The sequence below is a fragment of the Chiayiivirga flava genome, assembly GCF_014202825.1.
Classification (GTDB): Bacteria; Pseudomonadota; Gammaproteobacteria; order Xanthomonadales; family Xanthomonadaceae; genus Chiayiivirga; species Chiayiivirga flava.
The window spans coordinates 949,840-967,694 of sequence record NZ_JACHHP010000002.1; the positions used below are offsets into that span (position 1 = coordinate 949,840).

Genomic DNA, 17,855 nt, shown 5'->3' on the forward strand with positions numbered 1-17,855 from the left:
GCCGGGGCGTCAGCCGAGGAAGCCCCGCAGCGCGGTTTCGACACGCTGGAATTCACGGGTCAGTTCGGCGACGCGGGCCGCCGGATCGGTCAGGTCGCGCTTGCGCGCGCCGGTTTCGATCACGCGGGCCTGTTCCGACAGGTCCAGCGCGCCGAGGTTGGCGCTGGTCGACTTGAGGGTGTGCGCCGGCGCGACGAGCGCGGCGAGGTCGTTGTTGTCGGCCGCGGCCTGCAGGCGGCGGATCGCACCCGGCGCATCTTCGAGGAACACGCGGATCAGGGTCAGGAATTCGCCGCCCATGATTTCGCGCAGGTCGTCGACGATGCGTTCGTTGAGCACCTTGGCGGCCGGTGCGGGCGCGGGCGTCGTGCGTGCGGGCGCGGGGACCAGCGTTGCATGCGTGCGGGCGGGTGGCACGGGGGTGGGCGGACGCGTCACCGGCGGCGGCAGCGGCGTGGCCGGTTCCGGGCGCGTGACGGTGGCGCCGATCCAGCGCCGCAGCGTCTGTTCGAGCAGGCCGCGGTTGAGCGGTTTGCTGAGATAGTCGTCCATGCCGGCGGCGAGGCATTTTTCGCGATCGCCGACCATGGCGTTGGCGGTCATCGCGATGATGGGCACGTGCGCGCTGGCGGTCTCCGCCTCGCGCGAGCGTTGCTGGCGGGTGGCGGTGTAGCCGTCCATGACCGGCATCTGGCAGTCCATCAGCACCGCGTCGTAGCGGGTGGTGGCCATGCGATCGACGGCTTCCTTGCCGTTTTCGGCGGTGTCGAGCGTGAGACCGGCGAGGCTGAGCAGTCGATGCGCGACCTGGCGATTGACCGGGTTGTCCTCCACCAGCAGCACATGCCCGCGCAGCGGTTCGCCGGACGACGGCGCCGCGGCGACGGGCGCGCTGGTGCCGAGCCCGGCGATGGGCGTGAGCGGGCGCTGCGGCGCGAGGTCTCCGCTGCGCTGGACGGGGGGCGGCGTGGCGCGCGCGACACTCGGTGCGGGCACCGTGGGATGCGACATCTCCTCGAACTTGCGCGTGACCTGGACACGCATCTCCACGTCGTTGAGGTCGCGCGAGAGGATCTTCACGCGTTCGTTCTCGACGATCTCGTCCGGCAGCGGATCGTCGCCGCGCAGGTAGATCGTCAGCAGTTCGTCGAACACGGCCTCGCGCATTACCGTGCGGTGCAGCGCGAGCACGGTCGTGGGGATGGAGCCCGCATCGACCAGCAGCAGGTCGAAGGCGCGCGCGCCGCGGCCGGCGGCGGCGCGCAACTTGGCCAGGCCTTCCTGGGTGTTGCTTGCGTGCACGAACATCGTGCCCCAGCTCGGCAGCGCGATCGCGAAGCGGCGGTGCTGCGCGGCGTTGGCGGTGACCAGCAGCACGCGCGACGAGGACAGCTCGCGCTGGCGCGCCTGGATGTCGCCCGGTGCCTTCGTCAGCGGGATCTGGAACCAGAACGTGGAACCGCGGCCGAGCTCGGATTCGACGCCGATCTGCCCGCCCATCAGATCGACGATGCGTTTGCAGATGGCAAGGCCCAAACCCGTGCCGCCGAAGGTGCGGGTGGTGGACGCGTCCGCCTGCGAGAACGGCTGGAACAGCTTCGCGGCCTGGTCGGGCGCCACGCCGACGCCGGTGTCGCGGACCTCGAAGCGGATGTCGTACTGCGTCCGCGATTCGCCGCGCCGGGTGAGCTGCACGGTGACGCCGCCGCGGTCGGTGAACTTGATCGCGTTGCTGACGAGGTTGGTGAGGATCTGGCGCAGCCGCACCGGATCGCCGCGCACCGCCAGGCGCACGGACGGGTCGATGACCAGCGCCAGTTTCAGGTTGCGCGCGTCGGCCGACTTGTCCATCAGGCGCAGCACGCCCTCGGCCATGTCCTTGAGGTTGATGCCGACGGTTTCCAGTTCGAGCTTGTTGGCCTCGAGCTTCGAGTAGTCGAGGATGTCGTCGACGATGCGCAGCAGCTGGCGCGCGGAGCCGTGCGCGGTCTGCAGGTAGTCGCGCTGGTCCACGCCCAGGTCGGTGCCCAGCAGCAGGTCGAGCAGCGGGATGATGCCGTTGAGCGGGGTGCGGATCTCGTGGCTCATCGTGGCGAGGAACTCGCCCTTGGCCATGGTTGCCGCTTCGGCGGCATGTTTTGCGCCCATCAGCTCGCGCTCCAGGCGCTTGTGCTTCTCCAGCTCCGCGAGCAGGGTCTGGAGATTGTCCGGCGCGGGCGCCGCCGCCGGCGGCGGTGCGGCGGCGGTGCCGAATCCGGCGAGCAGGCTGCCCTGGGCCAGCAGCGCGAGCAGGGCGACGAAGGACGCGCCCACGCCCACCGCCGGCCACGGGCCGGGCGTGTTGCCGAGCAGCCAGATGGCGCAGGCCGCCATCGCCACGGCCATCGCCGCAGCTGCCGTCAGGCGCAGGATCGCGGCGCGCGTGGAGCCCGGGATCACAGCACCGCCGACTGGAAATCGAACTCGAGCTCGCGTCCGGCCAGCTGCACGAGATTGCCCTGGATGTAGTCCACGCCCGACATCCATAGCTGCGCCGCCGATTGCGCGTCTTCCACGCGCGGCGCGATCACCGACAGGCCGCGCCGGTGCGAACGCTCCACGATCAGGCGGATCTCGTCGCGGGTTCCGGCCGGTGCGTTCGGTTCGAAGTAGCGTCCGTCGAGCTTGAGGAAATCGACCGGCAGCAGTTCGAGCACGCCGTCGATATCGGGCACGGCGCGGTACTGGCTCAGGCAGAACCGCACGCCGTGCGCCACCAGCGCGGTACAGAACGCCAGGGTTTCCTGCAGTCTGTCGGCCACATCGCGCGCGACCAGTTCGATGATGAGCGAGTCGCCGGCCAGCTTGCGCGCGCCGATCTGGTTGGCGAGCCAGTCGCCGTGCCCGGCCTCGGCCAGCGACGCCGCCGACTGGCTGACGAACAGCTTCACCGGGCGCAGTTCGCTGCGCCGCTCGTCGATCACCTGCAGCGCATGACCGAGGACCCAGCGATCGAGTGCGGGCAGCAGTCCGGCGGCGCGTGCCAGCGGCACGATCTGGGCCGCGGCGTGGATGCGGCCGGCCTCGTCGCGCATGCGCACGAGGGTCTGGTATTGCGCGTCCTCGCCGCCCTGCAGTGCGACGATGGGCTGGTACAGCAGCTCCAGCGCGTCGCCGTCGATGGCGCGGCGCAGTGTGGCGGTGAGGGCGTCGTTCTGTTCCTGCTCGGCGCGGCGCGGCGGTTCGAAGCGGCGCACGCCCACGTCCGTCAGGCGCGCCTGCCGGCACGCGCGCTCGGCTGCGTTGAGCGCGGCGCCGGCGTCGGCGAAGGCATGCTCGAACGCGGTGACGCCCACGGCCGCGCGCAGTCGGATCGGCTGGCCGGAGACGATGAAACTGTGGCCATTGACGCGATCGCGCAGATAGCGCGCCTGGGTTTCCAGCGAGGCGCCTTCGCCGGCGCCATCGAACACCACGAAGCACGCGTCGCCGTAGCGCGAGGCCAGCATGCCTTCGCCGATGTGGCGCACCACGTAGCGCGACAGGTCGCGCAACAGCGTTTCGACGTTCGACAGGCCGAGCCGTTCGCGCAGGTCCGGCACGTTGTCGATCTCGATGAAGAGCACGCCGCCGCTGCGATCGCCGCCGTTGCCCTGGTCGATCGATTCGTTGACGCGGTCGAGCAGGTAGCTGCGGTGGTAGAGGCCCGTGTCCGGATCCACCGGGTCGCGCAGCGCGGCGCGCGCGCGCACCGCCCGCGCGCGCTGCACGCGGTTGCTGACCGATGCGATGAGGTGCTTGGGCCGGATCGGTTTGGAGAGGAAGTCGTCACCGCCGACGCTCAGTGCCTCGAAGTGCTTGTCCTGGTCGCTTTCGCCGGAGAGGAAGACGATCGGCGTGTGCAGGAATTCCTCGCGCTCGCGGATCAGCGCGGTCAGTTCGGTGCCGTCGCACTGCGGCATGTAGAGATCCATCAGCACCATGTCGGGCTTGAAGCCGGCCATGGCGTCGAGCACTTCGAACGCGTCGGTGACCACGCGCGCTTCCATGCCGGCGTTGCGAAGGATCGACTCGGCGAACAGCGCCTGCGAGCGGTCGTCCTCCACGATCAGCACGCGGTAGGTTTCGTCGCGGGCGGCGTTGAGCAGTTCGTCGAGTTTGCCGAGCACCTCGCTCGCGCCCTGCGGCCGCAGCAGCAGCGCGTTGGCGCCGGCGCGGCGCGCGGCCAGGCGCGACTGCATCGAGTCCTCGGCGCTGATGGCGACCAGGGCAATGCGGGCGCCGCTGCGTTCGCGCGTGTGCTGCAGCACCGCGCCGATGCTTTCGATTTCCTCGATGAAGCCGGCATCCACGAGGACGGCATCGGGCGCGACCGCGCCGAGCAGTTCCTTGAGTTCGTCGCCGTTGTCGAGCAGTTCGAGCTCGTAGCCGAGCGTTTCCAGGCGTTGGTCGAGTTCGACGGACACGCGGTTGCCGTCGCTGAGGTGATAGACGCGGCGCCGCGTGCCGATGCCGGCGGGAGGCATCGGCGGCGGAACGGGCGTGAGCGCGCGCGGCGCGGCCGGCGAGGGCGGTGGCAGGGGCGTCGTCGGGACGCTGCGCAGGATGCGGACCGGCTCGGGTGCCGGCTCGGGCCGTGCGGCCGGTTCGGGTGCGGGGTCGCGCGGGCGTCCGGGATCGGGTGTGGTGTCGGCGTCCGGCTCGAACGCGGTCACGTCCGCCGCAGCGTGGTCCACAGCGTCGCGGGTCTGGGCGGCAGGCGGCGGCGCATCGCCGGCCCAGCGCCGCCAGTAACGCGGCGGTGCCACTTCGCTGCGATCGGACGTGCTGTGCGGCACCCGTGGCGCCTCGACGCCCTGCTCATGGGGCGCGAGCGGGGCGGGCGCGAGGTCGTCGATGAGTTGCTGCAGCTGCGCGTCGGCTTCGGCATCGGGCAAGACTTGGCGCGCGAGCGATTCGGCCAGCACGCCCTCGAGCACCGTCAGGCGTTCACTGGCGGCCACCTCGCCGTAGCGGCCGGCCACGCCGGACAGGCGCTGGACGTCCTCGTGCAGGACCGACAGTCCGTTGATGTCCCAGCCGTCGCGCAGGAACCGGCGTGCGCGCTGCGCGATGACGTCGATGCGACGCGGCAGGTGACGCAGGAAGGCAAGCCTGAGTTCCGCGCGCTGCTGGGTATCGGCCGCTGGCATGTCCCGGTATCGCCCCTCGTGGCCTGCGACTATACCTGCGCCGCCGCGCGTCTGTCAGGCGCCCGCGCCGGGGGTTGGATCATGCGGCGGGCACGCCCTGCGGCCGCCGCCGGAACACGCGCCGCAGCACCCACACCACGGCCGCCAGCGCGGCCAGGCTGCAGCCCAGCAACAGGGCCAGCGCCAGCCACGGATGGGCGAATGCAAGGCCGAGCGCGCCCACCGCGACGGCATCCTCGCCCAGCGATGCGGTCCAGTTGCTCAGCGGTTCGGGCGAGGTATTGATGAGGGCACGCGTGCCGGCCTTGAGGCCGTGGCTGAGCGCGGCGGCGCCGGCACCGGTCGCAGCCCAGCCCCAGCTCATGTCGCCGTCCGGTCCCGCCAGCGCCGCGCTCGCGAGAAAGGCGCCGGCCGGAATGCGCAGCAGCGTCTGCAGCAGGTCCCAGCCCGAGTCGACGCCGGGGATCTTGTCGGCCGAGAATTCCACCGCGGCCAGCACGCCGGCGGTGCCCAGCACCCACGGCGATTGACACAGCGCAAGCGTGCCGGGCAGTTCGATCCAGCCCAGCACGCCGGCAAGTCCGAGCCCGAAGACGGTCAGATACGCGCGCACGCCGGCCAGCCACGCCAGCGTCATGCCAAGGGCGAACAGGTGCGCCTCGTTCATCGGCAGCTCCGCGATTGCGGCCGCACCCAGAAGCGCGCGCCGGTTCACGAAGTATAGCCACGGCGCTTGACCGTGCAGCGCACGGAGGACTAACGTCCGGAGTCCCGTGGCCCGTCGTCCGGCCCGCCGCCGACCCCATGACCGACCCCTCGCCCAGCCGCTTCGTCATCGTCCAGCGACGCCCGCGCACGCGCGTGCTGGTGACGGCGTTCGCCGTGCTGTGGCTGCTGTCGCTCTGGGCGGTGCATGCGCTCACCTACCGCTACAGCGCGCCGGGCCTGGGCAAGACGCAGACCGATCTGGCCGCACTGCACGAGGAGAAGGTCGAACTCGAGCGCCGCATCGAACGCCTGCGCCAGCGCAACGCGACGCTCACGCGCTCGGACGAAACCAGCCGCAGCGCCAACCAGGAATTGCAGGAAACCCTCGCCGAGCGCGACAGCCAGCTGGCCGACCTGCGAAGCGACGTGGCCTTCTACGAGCGCCTGGTCGGCGGCAGCGCGCAGCGCGGCGGACTGGCCGTGCACAGTCTTGCGCTCACGCCCGGCAGCGACGGCAGTTGGCGCTACACTCTGACCCTGACCCAGAACCTGAAAAAGGCGTCGGTCAGCAAGGGCGAGCTGACCCTGCAGGTGGAAGGGGTGCAGGACGGCAAGCTCAGCAAACTTGCGTGGGGCGAATTGCTGCAGTCGCCGCAGGCCAAGCCACAGGGGTTTTCGTTCAAGTACTTTCAACAGCTCGAAGGCAGCGTGATGCTGCCGACGGGGTTCACGCCGCATCGGGTGCGCGTCAGCCTGCGTTCCGATGCCGGCCAGACCGAGCGGGTGTTCCCCTGGCAGGACACCCAGACCGCAGGAGTCTCATGAGCATGTTCGGAAACGACAAGGGCAAGGCCGCGCGTGCGGGCAACGGCAGCGTGGAGACGCTGCTCGGATCGCGCGTGCGCATCCGCGGCGACGTGTTCTTCAGCGGCGGCATCTACGTCGAGGGCACCGTGCAGGGCGGTGTGTTCGCCGAGGATGGCAGCACCGATGCGGTGCTCACGCTCGCCGACAGCGGCGTTATCGAAGGCGAGGTGCGTGCGCCGCACATCGTGATCAACGGGCAGCTGCACGGCGACGTCTACGCAAGCCAGCGCATCGAGCTCGGTCCCAAGGCGCGGGTGCAGGGCAACGTGCACTACCAGGTGGTGGAGATGGCCGCCGGTGCGATGCTGACGGGGCGGCTGATCCACGGCGATGCGCCGCAGAAGCAGCTGCCCAAGCCCGAGATCGTCAAGGATCTGGCCGACGCGGCGGCCTGATGCGAGGACGAGCGGCGACGCTTGATTCGACGCCGATCGCCCGCATCTTGCAACGCATCCCCGCGCCGTTTCGAGCACACCGATCCGCATGAGCCTGCAGACTGTCCCGCTTCCGTCCGCCGCCCCGCCGCCGCTGGTGTTCACGCCCGCGGCCGCCGCCAAGGTCGGCGAGCTCATCCGCGAGGAAGGCAACGGCGCGCTCAAGCTGCGCGTGTACATCAGCGGCGGCGGGTGTTCGGGCTTCCAGTACGGGTTCGAATTCGACGAGGAACAGGCCGACGACGACGTGGCCGTGCAGCGCGACGGCGTCACGCTGGTGGTCGATCCGCTCAGTCTGCAGTACCTGCACGGCGCCGAAGTCGACTACACCGAAAGCCTCACCGGCGCGCAGTTCGTGATCCGCAATCCGAACGCCAAGACCACCTGCGGCTGCGGGTCGTCGTTCTCCGCCTGAGCGGGGCACCACGCATGGACGAGCGCAGCCGGCGCAACCATTTCGCGGCGCTGGCGCTCGATCGTGGCGATGCGGTGCGGCTGCAGCCCGACGCCGTGCGCCGCGCGTGGCAGCATGCCCGCGTGCTGGCGATCGATTTCGAAGGCCGTTGTCCGGCCGCCGGCGCCGGCCCGCACGTGTTGTCCGCAGACGATCTCTCCGATCCGCAGTTCGCCGCCGCCAGCCTGCTCGGCTTTTCCGCGCCCGACACGGCGTGGTTCGCTTTGCCCGCCGAGCATCTGCCGGATGGCGTGCCGCCCGCGGACACGGCGTGGACCGGCCTGCGCGAGGCCGCGGCGCTGTGGTCGCGCTTCGACAGCGGCCTGTTCGCCTACGCCAAGGCCCTGCTGCTGTGGCAGACGCGCGCGCGCTTCTGCGGCGCGTGCGGCACGGCCACGCAGCGCATCCGCGCCGGGCACTGCGTGCGCTGCACCGGTTCCGACTGCGGACTGCAGCAGTTCCCGCGTACCGACGCGGCCATCATCGTGCTCGTCACCGACGGCACGCGCTGCCTGCTCGGGCGTCAGGCCGGCTGGCCGGAAAAGCGCTGGTCCACGCTCGCAGGCTTCGTCGAGCCCGGCGAGACGCTGGAAGACGCGGTGCGGCGCGAGGTGCAGGAGGAGTCCGGCGTGCGCGTGGATGCGTGCAGCTACCAGTCCTCGCAGCCGTGGCCGTTTCCCGGCGCGCTGATGGTGGGCTTTCGCGCGTCGTGCGCCGACGCGGCCATCGCGCTCGGCGACGAACTCGAGGACGCACGCTGGTTCGAGGCGCAGGACCTGTTCGACGCCGCGCTGCGCGGCGACATCGGTCTGCCGCCGGCCATCTCGATCTCGCGCCGCCTGATCGAGGACTGGCTCGAAGACACGCTCGGCCCGGACGCACCGCGGGCGCTGGCCGCACGTCGCGGTCGCGCGGCGGGCGCACCCGGGCGGGCGTAGAATCCACCCGTCTTCCGATTCGCCGGAATCCCCGATGTCCGCAGCGCTGATCGCCGTCGTGCTCGCCCTGGTGCTCGACCACGCCGCGCCGCCGCTGGTGCAACTGCGCCAGTACGGCTGGTTCGAACGCTGGCTCGGCTGGCTGGCGGTGCGCAGCGACAGCCGCTGGTTCGCCAGCCGCTACGGCATCGCGCTGACGCTCGGGCCGCTGCTGGTGCTGGTCGGCGCCCTGCAGTGGGCCCTGGCCCTGCATTTCTTCGGCCTGCCCGGCTTCGTGTTTTCGCTGGCCGTGCTGTTCTATTGCTGGGGACCGCGCGACCTGGACGTGGACGTGTCGGCCATCGTCGATGCCGAGGACGCCGAGCAGCGCCGCATCGCGATCCAGCGCCTTGCCGGCGAAGGCGCACCGTTGCCGCAGGACCAGCCCGCGCTGGTCGAAGCCGTGTTCGAGGGGGCGCTGGCGCGCTGGTTCGGCGTGCTGCTGTGGTTTCTGGTGCTCGGCCCGTTCGGCGCGGTGCTGTACCGTTTCGCGCGCCGCGGCAGCCAGCCGGCCGCGACCGCGCACCTGCCGGCGGAGCATGCCGACGCCTACCGGCGGCTCGCGCTGATCCTGGACTGGCCGGTGGCGCAGCTGGTGGTGCTGGCGCTGGCGCTGGCCGGCAATTTCGACGCCGTGTTCGGCGCCTGGCGCGACTGGCACGCCGCGCGCCGCGCGCACGGCTTCGACTTCGACCACGGCTTTCTCGGCGCCGCCGCCTGCGCCGGGGTCAACTGCGATCTGGCCGACGCACGCGAAGACGACGATCTCGAAGGCATCGAACCGCCGACGCCGGACTGGCCCGCGCTCGGCGCCGTCACCGACGCGATGAGCCTGGTGTGGCGCGTGCTGCTGGTGTGGCTGGCGGTGCTGGCGCTGTTCGTGCTGGCCGGATTCGTCGACTGACGACAACCTCGGGCCTCAGGCCCGGTCGTTGCGCAGCGCGCGGACCTTCGCTTCGAGCGCGGGCGCGGTGGCCTGCTCCGGCGCGATCGGTGCATCGGCCACGATGCCGATGCGCGCCCGGATCCGCCGCGGCAGCCGCATCCGGCGCAGCGGTCCGCCATCGGCCAGCGCGTTGCGCCGGCTCCACATGCTCTGCCACATGCCGCATAGCGCCATCGGCACCACCGGCACCGGGCGCGCGGCGAGGATGCGCTCGACGCCGCCGCGGAACGGGGCGATCTCGCCATCTTTCGTGAGCGCGCCTTCGGGAAAGATGCCGACGATCTCGCCCGCCGCCAGCGCCGCGTCGATCTGCTCGAACGCGCGCTCCATCACGGCCGCATCCTCCTTTGCGCCCGCGATCGGAATCGCGCGCGCGGCGCGGAACACCAGGTTCATGCCGGGGATGTCGAAGATCCGGTAATACATGACGAACCGCGTCGGCCGCGGCACCGCGCCCATGATCAGCAGCGCGTCCATGTAGCTGACGTGGTTGCAGACCAGCAGCGCGGGCCCCTCCGCCGGGATGTGTTCGAGGCCGCGCAGCTCGATGCGGTAGAGCATCTTCACCACCAGCCAGCTGGCGAAGCGCGCAACGAATTCGGGCACCATCGCGAAGATGGCCACGGCCACCGCCACGTTCACGAGCGCCAGCGCCAGCCACAGCTGCGGAACGTTGAAGCCGGCCTGCAGCAGGGCCACGGCGAATGCCGCGGCGGCGATCATGAACACGCCGTTGAGCAGGTTGTTGGCCGCGATCACGCGCGCCAGACGGTCGCGCCGGGTGCGCTGCTGGATCAGCGCGTACAGCGGCACGGTGAAGAAGCCGGCCGACACGCCGAGCACGAGCAGGTCGGCACACAGGCGCAGGGTGCCCGGCGCCTGCAGCAGCGCACGCCACGGCAGCCCGGTGACCGCCGCGATCTGCGGCCGTGCGAGATAAAGATCGACCAGCGTCAGCGTGATGCCGAGCGCACCGAGCGGCACCAGGCCGATTTCCACCGTGCGCCGCGACAGCCGCTCGCACAGCAGCGCGCCGGTGACGATGCCCAGCGCCGGACACGCCATCGCCAGCACCGCGGCGCCGGCGTCGCCGCCCAGATACAGGCGGGTGTAGCCCGGCAACTGCGCCAGCAGCACGGTGCCGACGAACCATGCCCAGCTCACCCCGAGCACGGCCTGCAGCACGGCGCGGTCGCCGCGCAGCTGCGCGACGAGGTCGGCCACCGCGCGCAGCGGATTGCGATCGATGCGCAGCGCGGGCGCCGCGGCCGGTGCCTCGGGCACGGCGCGCGCGCACAACCATGCCGCCAGCGCCAGAATCACCAGCGCCGCGGCGGCGAACAGCGGCCCGTCCTCGCGCCGAGCCAGCAACCAGTCGCCGAGACCGGCGCCAAGCAGGATGCCGACGAAGGTGCTCGTCACCACCAGCGCGTTGCCGCCGATCAGCTCCTGCGGTCGCAGCACGCGCGGCAGCAGCGAATACTTCAGCGGGCCGAACAGCGCGGTCAGCACGCCGTAACCGCACAGCGCGCCCAGCAGCAACGCCAGCGACCCGGACAACAACCCCGCCGCGGCGCAGAGCGCGATGCCGATGCCGGCCAGATGCAGCCGCCGCACGAGCCGCGCATTCTCGCGCGCTTCCACCCACTGCCCGGCGAACGCGGAAAACACCAGCAGCGGCAGCACGAACAGCATCGCCGCGAGGTTGGAATAGATGTCGATCTCGCCGCTGCGCAGACCCGCGTGCGACACCACGAACATCACCAGCGCGGCGCGAAACAGATTGCCGGCAAACGCGTCGATGGCCTGCACCGCGAACAGCGGCAGGAAACGGCGTTGACGCAGCAGCGAAAACTGGGATCGGGCCATGCGCGCAAGCCTAGCAGCGGACGCTCACGCGGCGGGCGGCGCGTGCGCGCCGGCCGCCGGTCAGGGGCGCGTGGTCGGCGGCTTGCAGTCGTCCAGGCCGAACGTGGTGGTCAACTGCCGCAGTGCGGCGTCGCCGTCGGGAAAACGCACCTCGACGCCGTCCACCGACAGCACCGCATCGCCGCAGCCCAGGTATTCGAAGCGCGCCGTGCCCGCCGCCGTCGTCTGCACCGGTGCGCTGCCGGCGGCGCTGCTGCGCGTCAGCGGCACGGTCAGCACCGCGTCCTCGAACTTGCCCGCGCCGGTGAGCCACAGCGGCGCGCCGTCCGGCGAGAGCGTGGCGAGGAACAGCACCGCGGTCGGCTCGGCATGCCCGGCATCGGGCGCGAGGCTGAGCGAGACGCCGGTGCCGGGCGCGTCCGGATCGAACCAGGTACCGGACACGGCCGGATCTGGCGTGTGGCCCACGACGGCCCAGTCGACGTAGGCGAGATCGTCTTCGCCGACCAGGTCGAAGGTCTGCAGCACCAGCGTGGTGCCACGCTGCAGGTGGCCCAGCTCGATGGCGGTGAGCGCGTCCGGCTGCAGCACGGCGGGACACACGTCCGACTCGGGCGGCAGCAGCGAATACGCGACCGTGATCGTCTCGACGACGCCCTGCGACCCCTCTGCAGGCGCGCCGCGCGTGACCACGGGCGGGTTCGCGGGATCGAGTCGGGGTTTGCCGCAATTGGTCGCGAACAGCGCGTAGAACATGTCGGCGGTGGACGCCGGCACCGCCGGATGCAGCGCGGGCGCCAGCGGCACGTCGATGGCGGCGGCGAACGGCGCGGCCGCGAGCAACGCGGGCAGGCCGACGATCCGGGCAAGGGAGGAAAGACGCATCGCAGACTCCTTGCAGAGGCGGGGACGGTCGCGCGCAGAGGCCGGACGGCTGTGCGATGCGGAAGCGTGCATCGCGACGGACCGGCCGCCGTCGCGCCGTGCCCGGAGTGTAGCGCGGTCCGGCGCTCAGTCCGCCTTGCGCGCGATCGCGCGCCAGCCGATGTCGTTGCGGTGGAACTCGCCGTCCCACGTGATGGCCGCGGTGGCGGTGTACGCGCGCCGTTGCGCGTCGGCGATGTCGTCGCCGAGCGCACACACCGTCAGCACGCGGCCACCGCTGGTCACGACAACGCCGTCGCGCAGACGCGTGCCGGCATGAAACACCTTGCTGCCGTCGGCCACCGGCGCGTCGAGCCCGGCGATGACGTCGCCGCCGCGCGGCGCGTCGGGATAGTTCGCCGCCGCCATCACCACGCCGAGCGACGGGCGCGGATCCCAGTCCGCCTCGACCGCAGCGAGGCGGCCGTCGATCGCGGCGTCGATCAGGTCGACCAGATCGCTGCGCAGCCGCAGCATCACCGGTTGCGTTTCAGGATCGCCGAACCGCACGTTGAATTCGATCACCTTCGGCGCGCCGTCGCGATCGATCATGAGCCCGGCGTACAGGAAGCCCGTGAACGGCACGCCGTCCGCGATCATGCCGCGCACCGTGGGCTCGACGATCTCGCGCATCACGCGTGCATGCACCGCGGGCGTGACCACCGGCGCGGGCGAGTACGCGCCCATGCCGCCGGTGTTCGGGCCGGTGTCGCCGTCGCCGACGCGCTTGTGGTCCTGGCTCGTCGCCATCGGCAGCGCGTGCGTGCCGTCGACCATCGAGATGAAACTCGCTTCCTCGCCGTCGAGGAACTCCTCGATCACCACACGCGCGCCGGCCGCGCCGAACGCATTGCCCGACAGCATGTCGCGCACCGCGTCGGCCGCCTCGGCGAGCGTGGTCGCGACCACGACGCCCTTGCCGGCCGCCAGCCCGTCGGCCTTCACCACGATCGGCGCGCCGCGCGCGTGCAGGTAGGCGATCGCCGGATCGACGTCGGTGAACACCGCGTAGTGCGCGGTGGGAATGCCGTGCCGCGCGAGGAAGTCCTTCGCGAAGGCCTTGCTGCCCTCGAGCTGCGCGGCCGCGGCCGTCGGCCCGAAGATGCGCAAACCGGCGGCGCGGAACCGATCGACCACACCCGCGACCAGCGGGACCTCCGGCCCCACCACGGTCAGCGCCACGCCCTCGCGCTGCGCGAGCGCGAGCAGGCCGTCGATGTCGTTCGCGGCGATGTCGGCATTGCGGCATCCGGCTTCGGTCGCGGTGCCCGCGTTGCCGGGCGCGACGATGACCTCGTTCACCCGCGGCGACTGCGCGAGCTTCCACGCGAGTGCATGTTCGCGGCCACCGCCGCCGATGACGAGAAGTTTCACGAGGCGTCGTTCCCGAAAGATGGCCGCGATTGCAGGCGATAGGCGCGCAGCGTCACGACGGCCAGAGTGATGAACGTCAGTGGCAGCACGAAGGCGAACATGGCCATGCTGAACGTGGGCAGCGCGTCGTGGTGTGCCGCCTGCAGCAGCAGATAGGCCATGTAGGCGAGATAGAAACCGAAGAAGAGCGTGCCTTCCCAGCGCGCGATGCAGTGCCCGGTGAAGAAGATCGGCAGGCAGGCGAAGGCCACGGCGGCCATGACCGGAAGATCGAAGCGGATGGCCGCGTCGCTCACCGGAACGCCGTCCGGCGCCACGCCCGCGCTGATGCCGAGCACCAGCAGCAGATTGAAGATGTTGCTGCCCACGATGTTGCCGACCGCCATCTCGCGTTCGCCCCGGATCGCCGCGAGCATGGAGGTGGCGATCTCCGGCAGCGATGTTCCCACCGCCACGACGGTCAGCCCGATCACCAGTTCTCCCACACCCAGTCCGGTCGCGATCGACACCGCCGCCTGCACCAGCAGTTGCGCGCCAAGGACGAGCAGAGCCAGGCCTGCGGCCATGAAGAGCAGATTCACCCACCACGTGCCCGGGGGCGGAGGCGCTTCACCGCCGATGGCACCCTTCGTCCGGCGTCGTCCGATGCGCACGAGGGCGACGGTATAGACGACGGCGCAGGCGATCAGGAGCGTGCCTTCCCAGCGCGCAATCACGCCATCGAGCGCCATCGCGCAAACGCCGAGCGAGACGGCGATCATGACCGGCACGTCGACCCGGATCAGCTGCCGGTTCACGATCAGCGGCGCGATCATCGCAGTCAGTCCGAGGATCAGCAGCACGTTGGCGATGTTGCTTCCCACCACGTTGCCGAGCGCGATGTCGGGCGCGCCACGCACCGCCGCATCCACCGTGATGGCGAGTTCCGGCGTGCTGGTTCCGAAGGCGACGACGGTCAGCCCGATCACCAGCGGCGAGAGGCCGACGGCGAGCGCCAGGCGCGAGGCGCCCCGGATCAGGGCTTCGGCCCCGACCAGAAGCAGCACCAGGCCACCGAGCAGGAGAAGCGTCTCTTGCATGGCTCAGTGGCGGAAGTGGCGCCGACCGGTGAACACCATCGCCATGCCGTGCTCGTCGGCGGCGGCAATGACTTCGTCGTCGCGCATCGAGCCTCCGGGCTGGATCACCGCCGCAATGCCGGCTGCCGCTGCGGCGTCGATGCCGTCGCGGAACGGGAAGAACGCATCGCTGGCCATCACCGAGCCCGGCACGTCGAGGCGCGCGTCGGCGGCCTTGATCGCGGCGATCCGCGCGCTGATGACGCGGCTCATCTGGCCGGCGCCGATGCCGATGGTCTGCAGGTCCCGCGCGTAGACGATGGCGTTCGATTTCACGTGCATCGCCACCTTCCACGCGAACAGCAGATCGCGCAGCTCGCGCGCGGCGGGTGCGCGCCGGGTGACCACGCGCAGATCGTCGACGGTCAGCGCGTCGCTGTCCGCATCCTGCACCAGCAGGCCGCCGGCGATGCGCTTGAACTCGAGCGACGGCGCGGCCGGCGCGAACGCGCCGGTGGCGAGCACGCGCACGTTCGGCTTCTTCGCGAAGTGCGGCAGCGCATCCGCGGCGATCGACGGCGCCAGCACCACTTCGACGAACTGGCGCTTGAGGATCTCGGCAGCGGTGGCGGCATCGAGTTCGCGGTTGAACGCGATGATGCCGCCGAAGGCCGACGTGGCGTCGACGGCGTAGGCACGGTCGTAGGCATCGCCGATGCCGGCGGCCACGGCGACGCCGCACGGGTTGGCGTGCTTGACGATCACGCAGGCCGGCGCGTCGAAGGCCTTCACGCATTCGAGCGCGGCATCGGCGTCGGCGAGATTGTTGTAGCTGAGCTCCTTGCCCTGCACGAAGCGCGCGGTGGCGACGATGCCGCTTTCCGCCGCGGCGTTGCGCTCGACGTACAGCGCACCGCGCTGGTGCGGGTTCTCGCCGTAGCGCAGCGCGCTCGAAAGCGAAAACGCCGGATGCAGCGTCTGCGGCCACGCCGCCGGGGTCGCCGGATCGTCGGCGCGCGGCGACAGCCACTGGGCGATCTGTCCGTCGTAGCGGCTGGTGTGGGCGTAGGTCTTCGCCGCGAAGCTGCGGCGTTGCGTCAGCGTGGTGCCGCCGTGCGCGAGTGCGTCGCGCAGCAGCGCGTAATCGCCCGGCTCGGTGACGACGGCGACGCGTGCGTGGTTCTTCGCCGCCGCGCGCAGCATCGCCGGGCCGCCGATGTCGATGTTCTCCACCGCGTCGTCGTAGCTGCAGCCGTCCTGCGCGACGGTCGCCTCGAACGGATACAGGTTCACCACGAGAAGATCGATCGGTGCGATGCCGTGCTGCGCCATCACCGCATCGTCGGTGCCGCTGCGCCCGAGCAGGCCGCCGTGGATCGCCGGATGCAGCGTCTTGACGCGGCCGTCCATGATTTCGGGGAAGCCGGTCACGTCGCTGACGTCGCGCACCGCGAGGCCGGCCTCGCGCAGCGCGCGCGCGGTGCCGCCGGTCGACAGCAGTTCCACGCCCGCGGCGGCCAGCGCGCGGGCCAGCTCGATCACGCCGGTCTTGTCGGACACGGACAGCAGCGCACGGCGGATCGGAACGCGGTCCACGGGGGAAGACTCGGTCATGGTTCGGTGCGCGACGGGAGGATCGCGAATTATAGCGGCTCGGGGACGAGGTGCCGGTGCGACTGCGTGTCGCGAAACGGCGGAGCAACCACTGCAGCGACGCCCGTCACGTGCCGAGCGGGTCCGGCACGGCGGCCGACTGCGGACGCTAGACCAGCCCGTGCTCGCGCAGCTTCTTGCGCAGCGTGGCGCGGTTGAGGCCGAGCGCGGCGGCGGCGCGGGTCTGGTTGCCGTCGCAATGCCGCATCACCTCGCGGAACAGCGGGGCCTCGACCTCGCGCAGCACCAGATCGTACAGATCGTCGGCGGGGCAATCGTCCAGATCGCTCAGGTAGCGTCGGACCGCACGCGCCACGTACTCGCGCAACGCCGCGGGCGGCGGCGACGACGAATCGACGGACGCGGAATCCGTGCGGTGCGATGAGGGGACGTTCAAGATCCGTGACTCCGACAGCGTGACAGCGTGCGACTCGACCGCGCATCGTTGTCGATGCGTTCCACGGTGCCGTCGACGGCGACGCTTCTTCGACGGGGAAACGAGTTTAGCGCTGCCGATTGCGCTTGGCGAGCGCGACGATGGTGCAACCATGCACAAGACGGATGGCGGGGCGGATTTGTGCCGCATGTTTCCGATCCGCATGAAGGAGCGCGTGCAAGCGCGCGCCGGTCAATGGAAATCGAAGGCGAAGGCGACGGCCTGCTTGCCCGGATCCTGCACTTCGAGCGTGGCGCTGGCCGACTGGCCGGGCAGGAGCGTGGCCGAGTGATCGACGGCGCCCAGGTATTCGTCGGGCTGGAAGCGGCGCAGCGCGAGGGTCTTGCCGTTGAGGTCGGACAGGGCCAGTTCCAGCACTGGCCAGGCCTGCGGCCACGGCGCCGCGTTGCGGAAACTGGCGCTGATGAGCATCGCGTCGGGCACGGACGGATGCGGGCGCACGTCGCGCGTGAGCAGCTGCAGCGCGCGTGCGTCGTGCCACAGCGGCAGGTCGCAGCCGAGCGCTCCGCACAGGCGGGCAAGCAGCGGGCGCAGGCGCGGGTCGTCGGCAAGTTCGGCGCGTTGTGCCAGCACGATCTGCAGGCCCAGGGTCAGGCAGAGCAGGGCGCTTCCCGCCCACCACAGCGTGCGCATGCGCAGCGACCGCTCCGCGGCGGTGGCGGGACGTCGGCGCACGACGAAGCTGGGCGTGTCGGGCGAGGTGAGATCGAGCAGCGCCGGCGGCGCGGCGCGTGGCGGCTCGATGCGTGGCACCGCGCTCGCCGGCGCGATGGGCGAGATGCTGCTCGACGCCGGCTCGTCGCTGAGCCGCTCCAGTGCGTCGAACTGGCGCTCGCAGAAGCCGCAGCGCAGCACGCCGCGGCCGCGCGCCAGCTGTTCGGGCGAGGGTTCGTAGACGGTGAGGCAGTACGGGCACTGGGTGAACATGGCGGCCGCGAGGCTAGCATGCGCCCGTGCGAGGGC

15 protein-coding genes are annotated in these 17,855 nt (G+C 71.1%); 5 read left to right on the forward strand and 10 right to left on the reverse strand.

From position 1 onward, the window contains the following. Positions 1–9: 9 nt before the first annotated feature. The 3 genes from HNQ52_RS08410 to HNQ52_RS08420 all read right to left on the reverse strand — a co-directional run bounded on the left by HNQ52_RS08410 (position 10) and on the right by HNQ52_RS08420 (position 5,838). Positions 10–2,439, reverse strand: a complete 2,430-nt coding sequence (locus HNQ52_RS08410; RefSeq protein ID WP_183960652.1) for an ATP-binding protein — start codon at positions 2,437–2,439, stop codon at positions 10–12. Continuing rightward, complete coding sequence (locus tag HNQ52_RS08415) at positions 2,436–5,171, reverse strand: EAL domain-containing protein (protein WP_183960653.1); 2,736 nt, start codon at positions 5,169–5,171, stop codon at positions 2,436–2,438. Before HNQ52_RS08415 ends, HNQ52_RS08410 begins: the two co-directional genes overlap by 4 nt. A 79-nt stretch (positions 5,172–5,250) precedes the next feature. Further along, complete coding sequence (locus tag HNQ52_RS08420; protein ID WP_183960654.1) at positions 5,251–5,838, reverse strand: DUF4126 domain-containing protein; 588 nt, start codon at positions 5,836–5,838, stop codon at positions 5,251–5,253. Positions 5,839–5,975: 137 nt separating this feature from the next. Here HNQ52_RS08420 and HNQ52_RS08425 point away from each other — a divergent pair, with 137 nt between their 5' ends. The 5 genes from HNQ52_RS08425 to HNQ52_RS08445 all read left to right on the forward strand — a co-directional run bounded on the left by HNQ52_RS08425 (position 5,976) and on the right by HNQ52_RS08445 (position 9,515). Then, positions 5,976–6,704: a DUF6776 family protein gene (locus tag HNQ52_RS08425; protein ID WP_183960655.1), complete on the forward strand. Its 729-nt coding sequence runs from the start codon at positions 5,976–5,978 to the stop codon at positions 6,702–6,704. A gap of 2 nt (positions 6,705–6,706) precedes the next feature. Further along, positions 6,707–7,141 (forward strand): bactofilin family protein, encoded by a 435-nt coding sequence (locus HNQ52_RS08430; RefSeq protein WP_183960742.1) that lies wholly within the window; start codon positions 6,707–6,709, stop codon positions 7,139–7,141. An 88-nt stretch (positions 7,142–7,229) separates the two neighbouring features. Further along, positions 7,230–7,595, forward strand: coding sequence for an iron-sulfur cluster insertion protein ErpA (gene erpA / locus HNQ52_RS08435; protein ID WP_183960656.1), 366 nt, complete (start codon positions 7,230–7,232; stop codon positions 7,593–7,595). Between the two features lie 14 nt (positions 7,596–7,609). Then, positions 7,610–8,572 (forward strand): NAD(+) diphosphatase, encoded by a 963-nt coding sequence (gene nudC / locus HNQ52_RS08440; RefSeq protein ID WP_183960657.1) that lies wholly within the window; start codon positions 7,610–7,612, stop codon positions 8,570–8,572. Between the two features lie 34 nt (positions 8,573–8,606). After that, positions 8,607–9,515: a cobalamin biosynthesis protein gene (locus tag HNQ52_RS08445; RefSeq protein ID WP_183960658.1), complete on the forward strand. Its 909-nt coding sequence runs from the start codon at positions 8,607–8,609 to the stop codon at positions 9,513–9,515. 15 nt (positions 9,516–9,530) lie between these two features. Here the strand turns inward: HNQ52_RS08445 and HNQ52_RS08450 are convergent, their stop codons facing one another. From HNQ52_RS08450 to HNQ52_RS08480, 7 genes are all read right to left on the reverse strand, one after another. Next, entirely contained in the window at positions 9,531–11,426 is a 1,896-nt protein-coding gene (locus HNQ52_RS08450; protein ID WP_183960659.1) for an MFS transporter, read from the reverse strand. Positions 11,427–11,486: 60 nt separating this feature from the next. Continuing rightward, positions 11,487–12,311, reverse strand: coding sequence for a hypothetical protein (locus HNQ52_RS08455; protein WP_183960660.1), 825 nt, complete (start codon positions 12,309–12,311; stop codon positions 11,487–11,489). A 126-nt stretch (positions 12,312–12,437) separates the two neighbouring features. Then, positions 12,438–13,724 (reverse strand): phosphoribosylamine--glycine ligase, encoded by a 1,287-nt coding sequence (gene purD, locus HNQ52_RS08460; protein ID WP_183960661.1) that lies wholly within the window; start codon positions 13,722–13,724, stop codon positions 12,438–12,440. Continuing rightward, positions 13,721–14,803, reverse strand: a complete 1,083-nt coding sequence (locus tag HNQ52_RS08465) for a calcium/sodium antiporter (protein WP_183960662.1) — start codon at positions 14,801–14,803, stop codon at positions 13,721–13,723. The genes purD and HNQ52_RS08465 overlap by 4 nt, the downstream gene beginning before the upstream one ends. A gap of 3 nt (positions 14,804–14,806) precedes the next feature. Next, positions 14,807–16,396 (reverse strand): bifunctional phosphoribosylaminoimidazolecarboxamide formyltransferase/IMP cyclohydrolase, encoded by a 1,590-nt coding sequence (gene purH, locus HNQ52_RS08470; protein WP_183960663.1) that lies wholly within the window; start codon positions 16,394–16,396, stop codon positions 14,807–14,809. Between the two features lie 148 nt (positions 16,397–16,544). Then, entirely contained in the window at positions 16,545–16,832 is a 288-nt protein-coding gene (fis, locus tag HNQ52_RS17140) for a DNA-binding transcriptional regulator Fis (protein ID WP_281377987.1), read from the reverse strand. A 231-nt stretch (positions 16,833–17,063) separates the two neighbouring features. Next, entirely contained in the window at positions 17,064–17,819 is a 756-nt protein-coding gene (locus HNQ52_RS08480; protein WP_183960664.1) for a zinc-ribbon and DUF3426 domain-containing protein, read from the reverse strand. Positions 17,820–17,855: the final 36 nt, after the last annotated feature.

What these genes read in the sequence shown, in the direction of transcription:
- HNQ52_RS08415 (WP_183960653.1), bottom strand. Translation starts at nt 5,171, where the DNA reads ATGCCAGCGGCCGATACCCAGCAGCGCGCGGAACTCAGGCTTGCCTTC.
- HNQ52_RS08420 (WP_183960654.1), bottom strand. Translation starts at nt 5,838, where the DNA reads ATGAACGAGGCGCACCTGTTCGCCCTTGGCATGACGCTGGCGTGGCTG.
- HNQ52_RS08425 (WP_183960655.1), top strand. Translation starts at nt 5,976, where the DNA reads ATGACCGACCCCTCGCCCAGCCGCTTCGTCATCGTCCAGCGACGCCCG.
- HNQ52_RS08430 (WP_183960742.1), top strand. Translation starts at nt 6,707, where the DNA reads ATGTTCGGAAACGACAAGGGCAAGGCCGCGCGTGCGGGCAACGGCAGC.
- erpA (WP_183960656.1), top strand. Translation starts at nt 7,230, where the DNA reads ATGAGCCTGCAGACTGTCCCGCTTCCGTCCGCCGCCCCGCCGCCGCTG.
- nudC (WP_183960657.1), top strand. Translation starts at nt 7,610, where the DNA reads ATGGACGAGCGCAGCCGGCGCAACCATTTCGCGGCGCTGGCGCTCGAT.
- HNQ52_RS08445 (WP_183960658.1), top strand. Translation starts at nt 8,607, where the DNA reads ATGTCCGCAGCGCTGATCGCCGTCGTGCTCGCCCTGGTGCTCGACCAC.
- HNQ52_RS08450 (WP_183960659.1), bottom strand. Translation starts at nt 11,426, where the DNA reads ATGGCCCGATCCCAGTTTTCGCTGCTGCGTCAACGCCGTTTCCTGCCG.
- HNQ52_RS08455 (WP_183960660.1), bottom strand. Translation starts at nt 12,311, where the DNA reads ATGCGTCTTTCCTCCCTTGCCCGGATCGTCGGCCTGCCCGCGTTGCTC.
- HNQ52_RS08465 (WP_183960662.1), bottom strand. Translation starts at nt 14,803, where the DNA reads ATGCAAGAGACGCTTCTCCTGCTCGGTGGCCTGGTGCTGCTTCTGGTC.
- purH (WP_183960663.1), bottom strand. Translation starts at nt 16,396, where the DNA reads ATGACCGAGTCTTCCCCCGTGGACCGCGTTCCGATCCGCCGTGCGCTG.
- HNQ52_RS08480 (WP_183960664.1), bottom strand. Translation starts at nt 17,819, where the DNA reads ATGTTCACCCAGTGCCCGTACTGCCTCACCGTCTACGAACCCTCGCCC.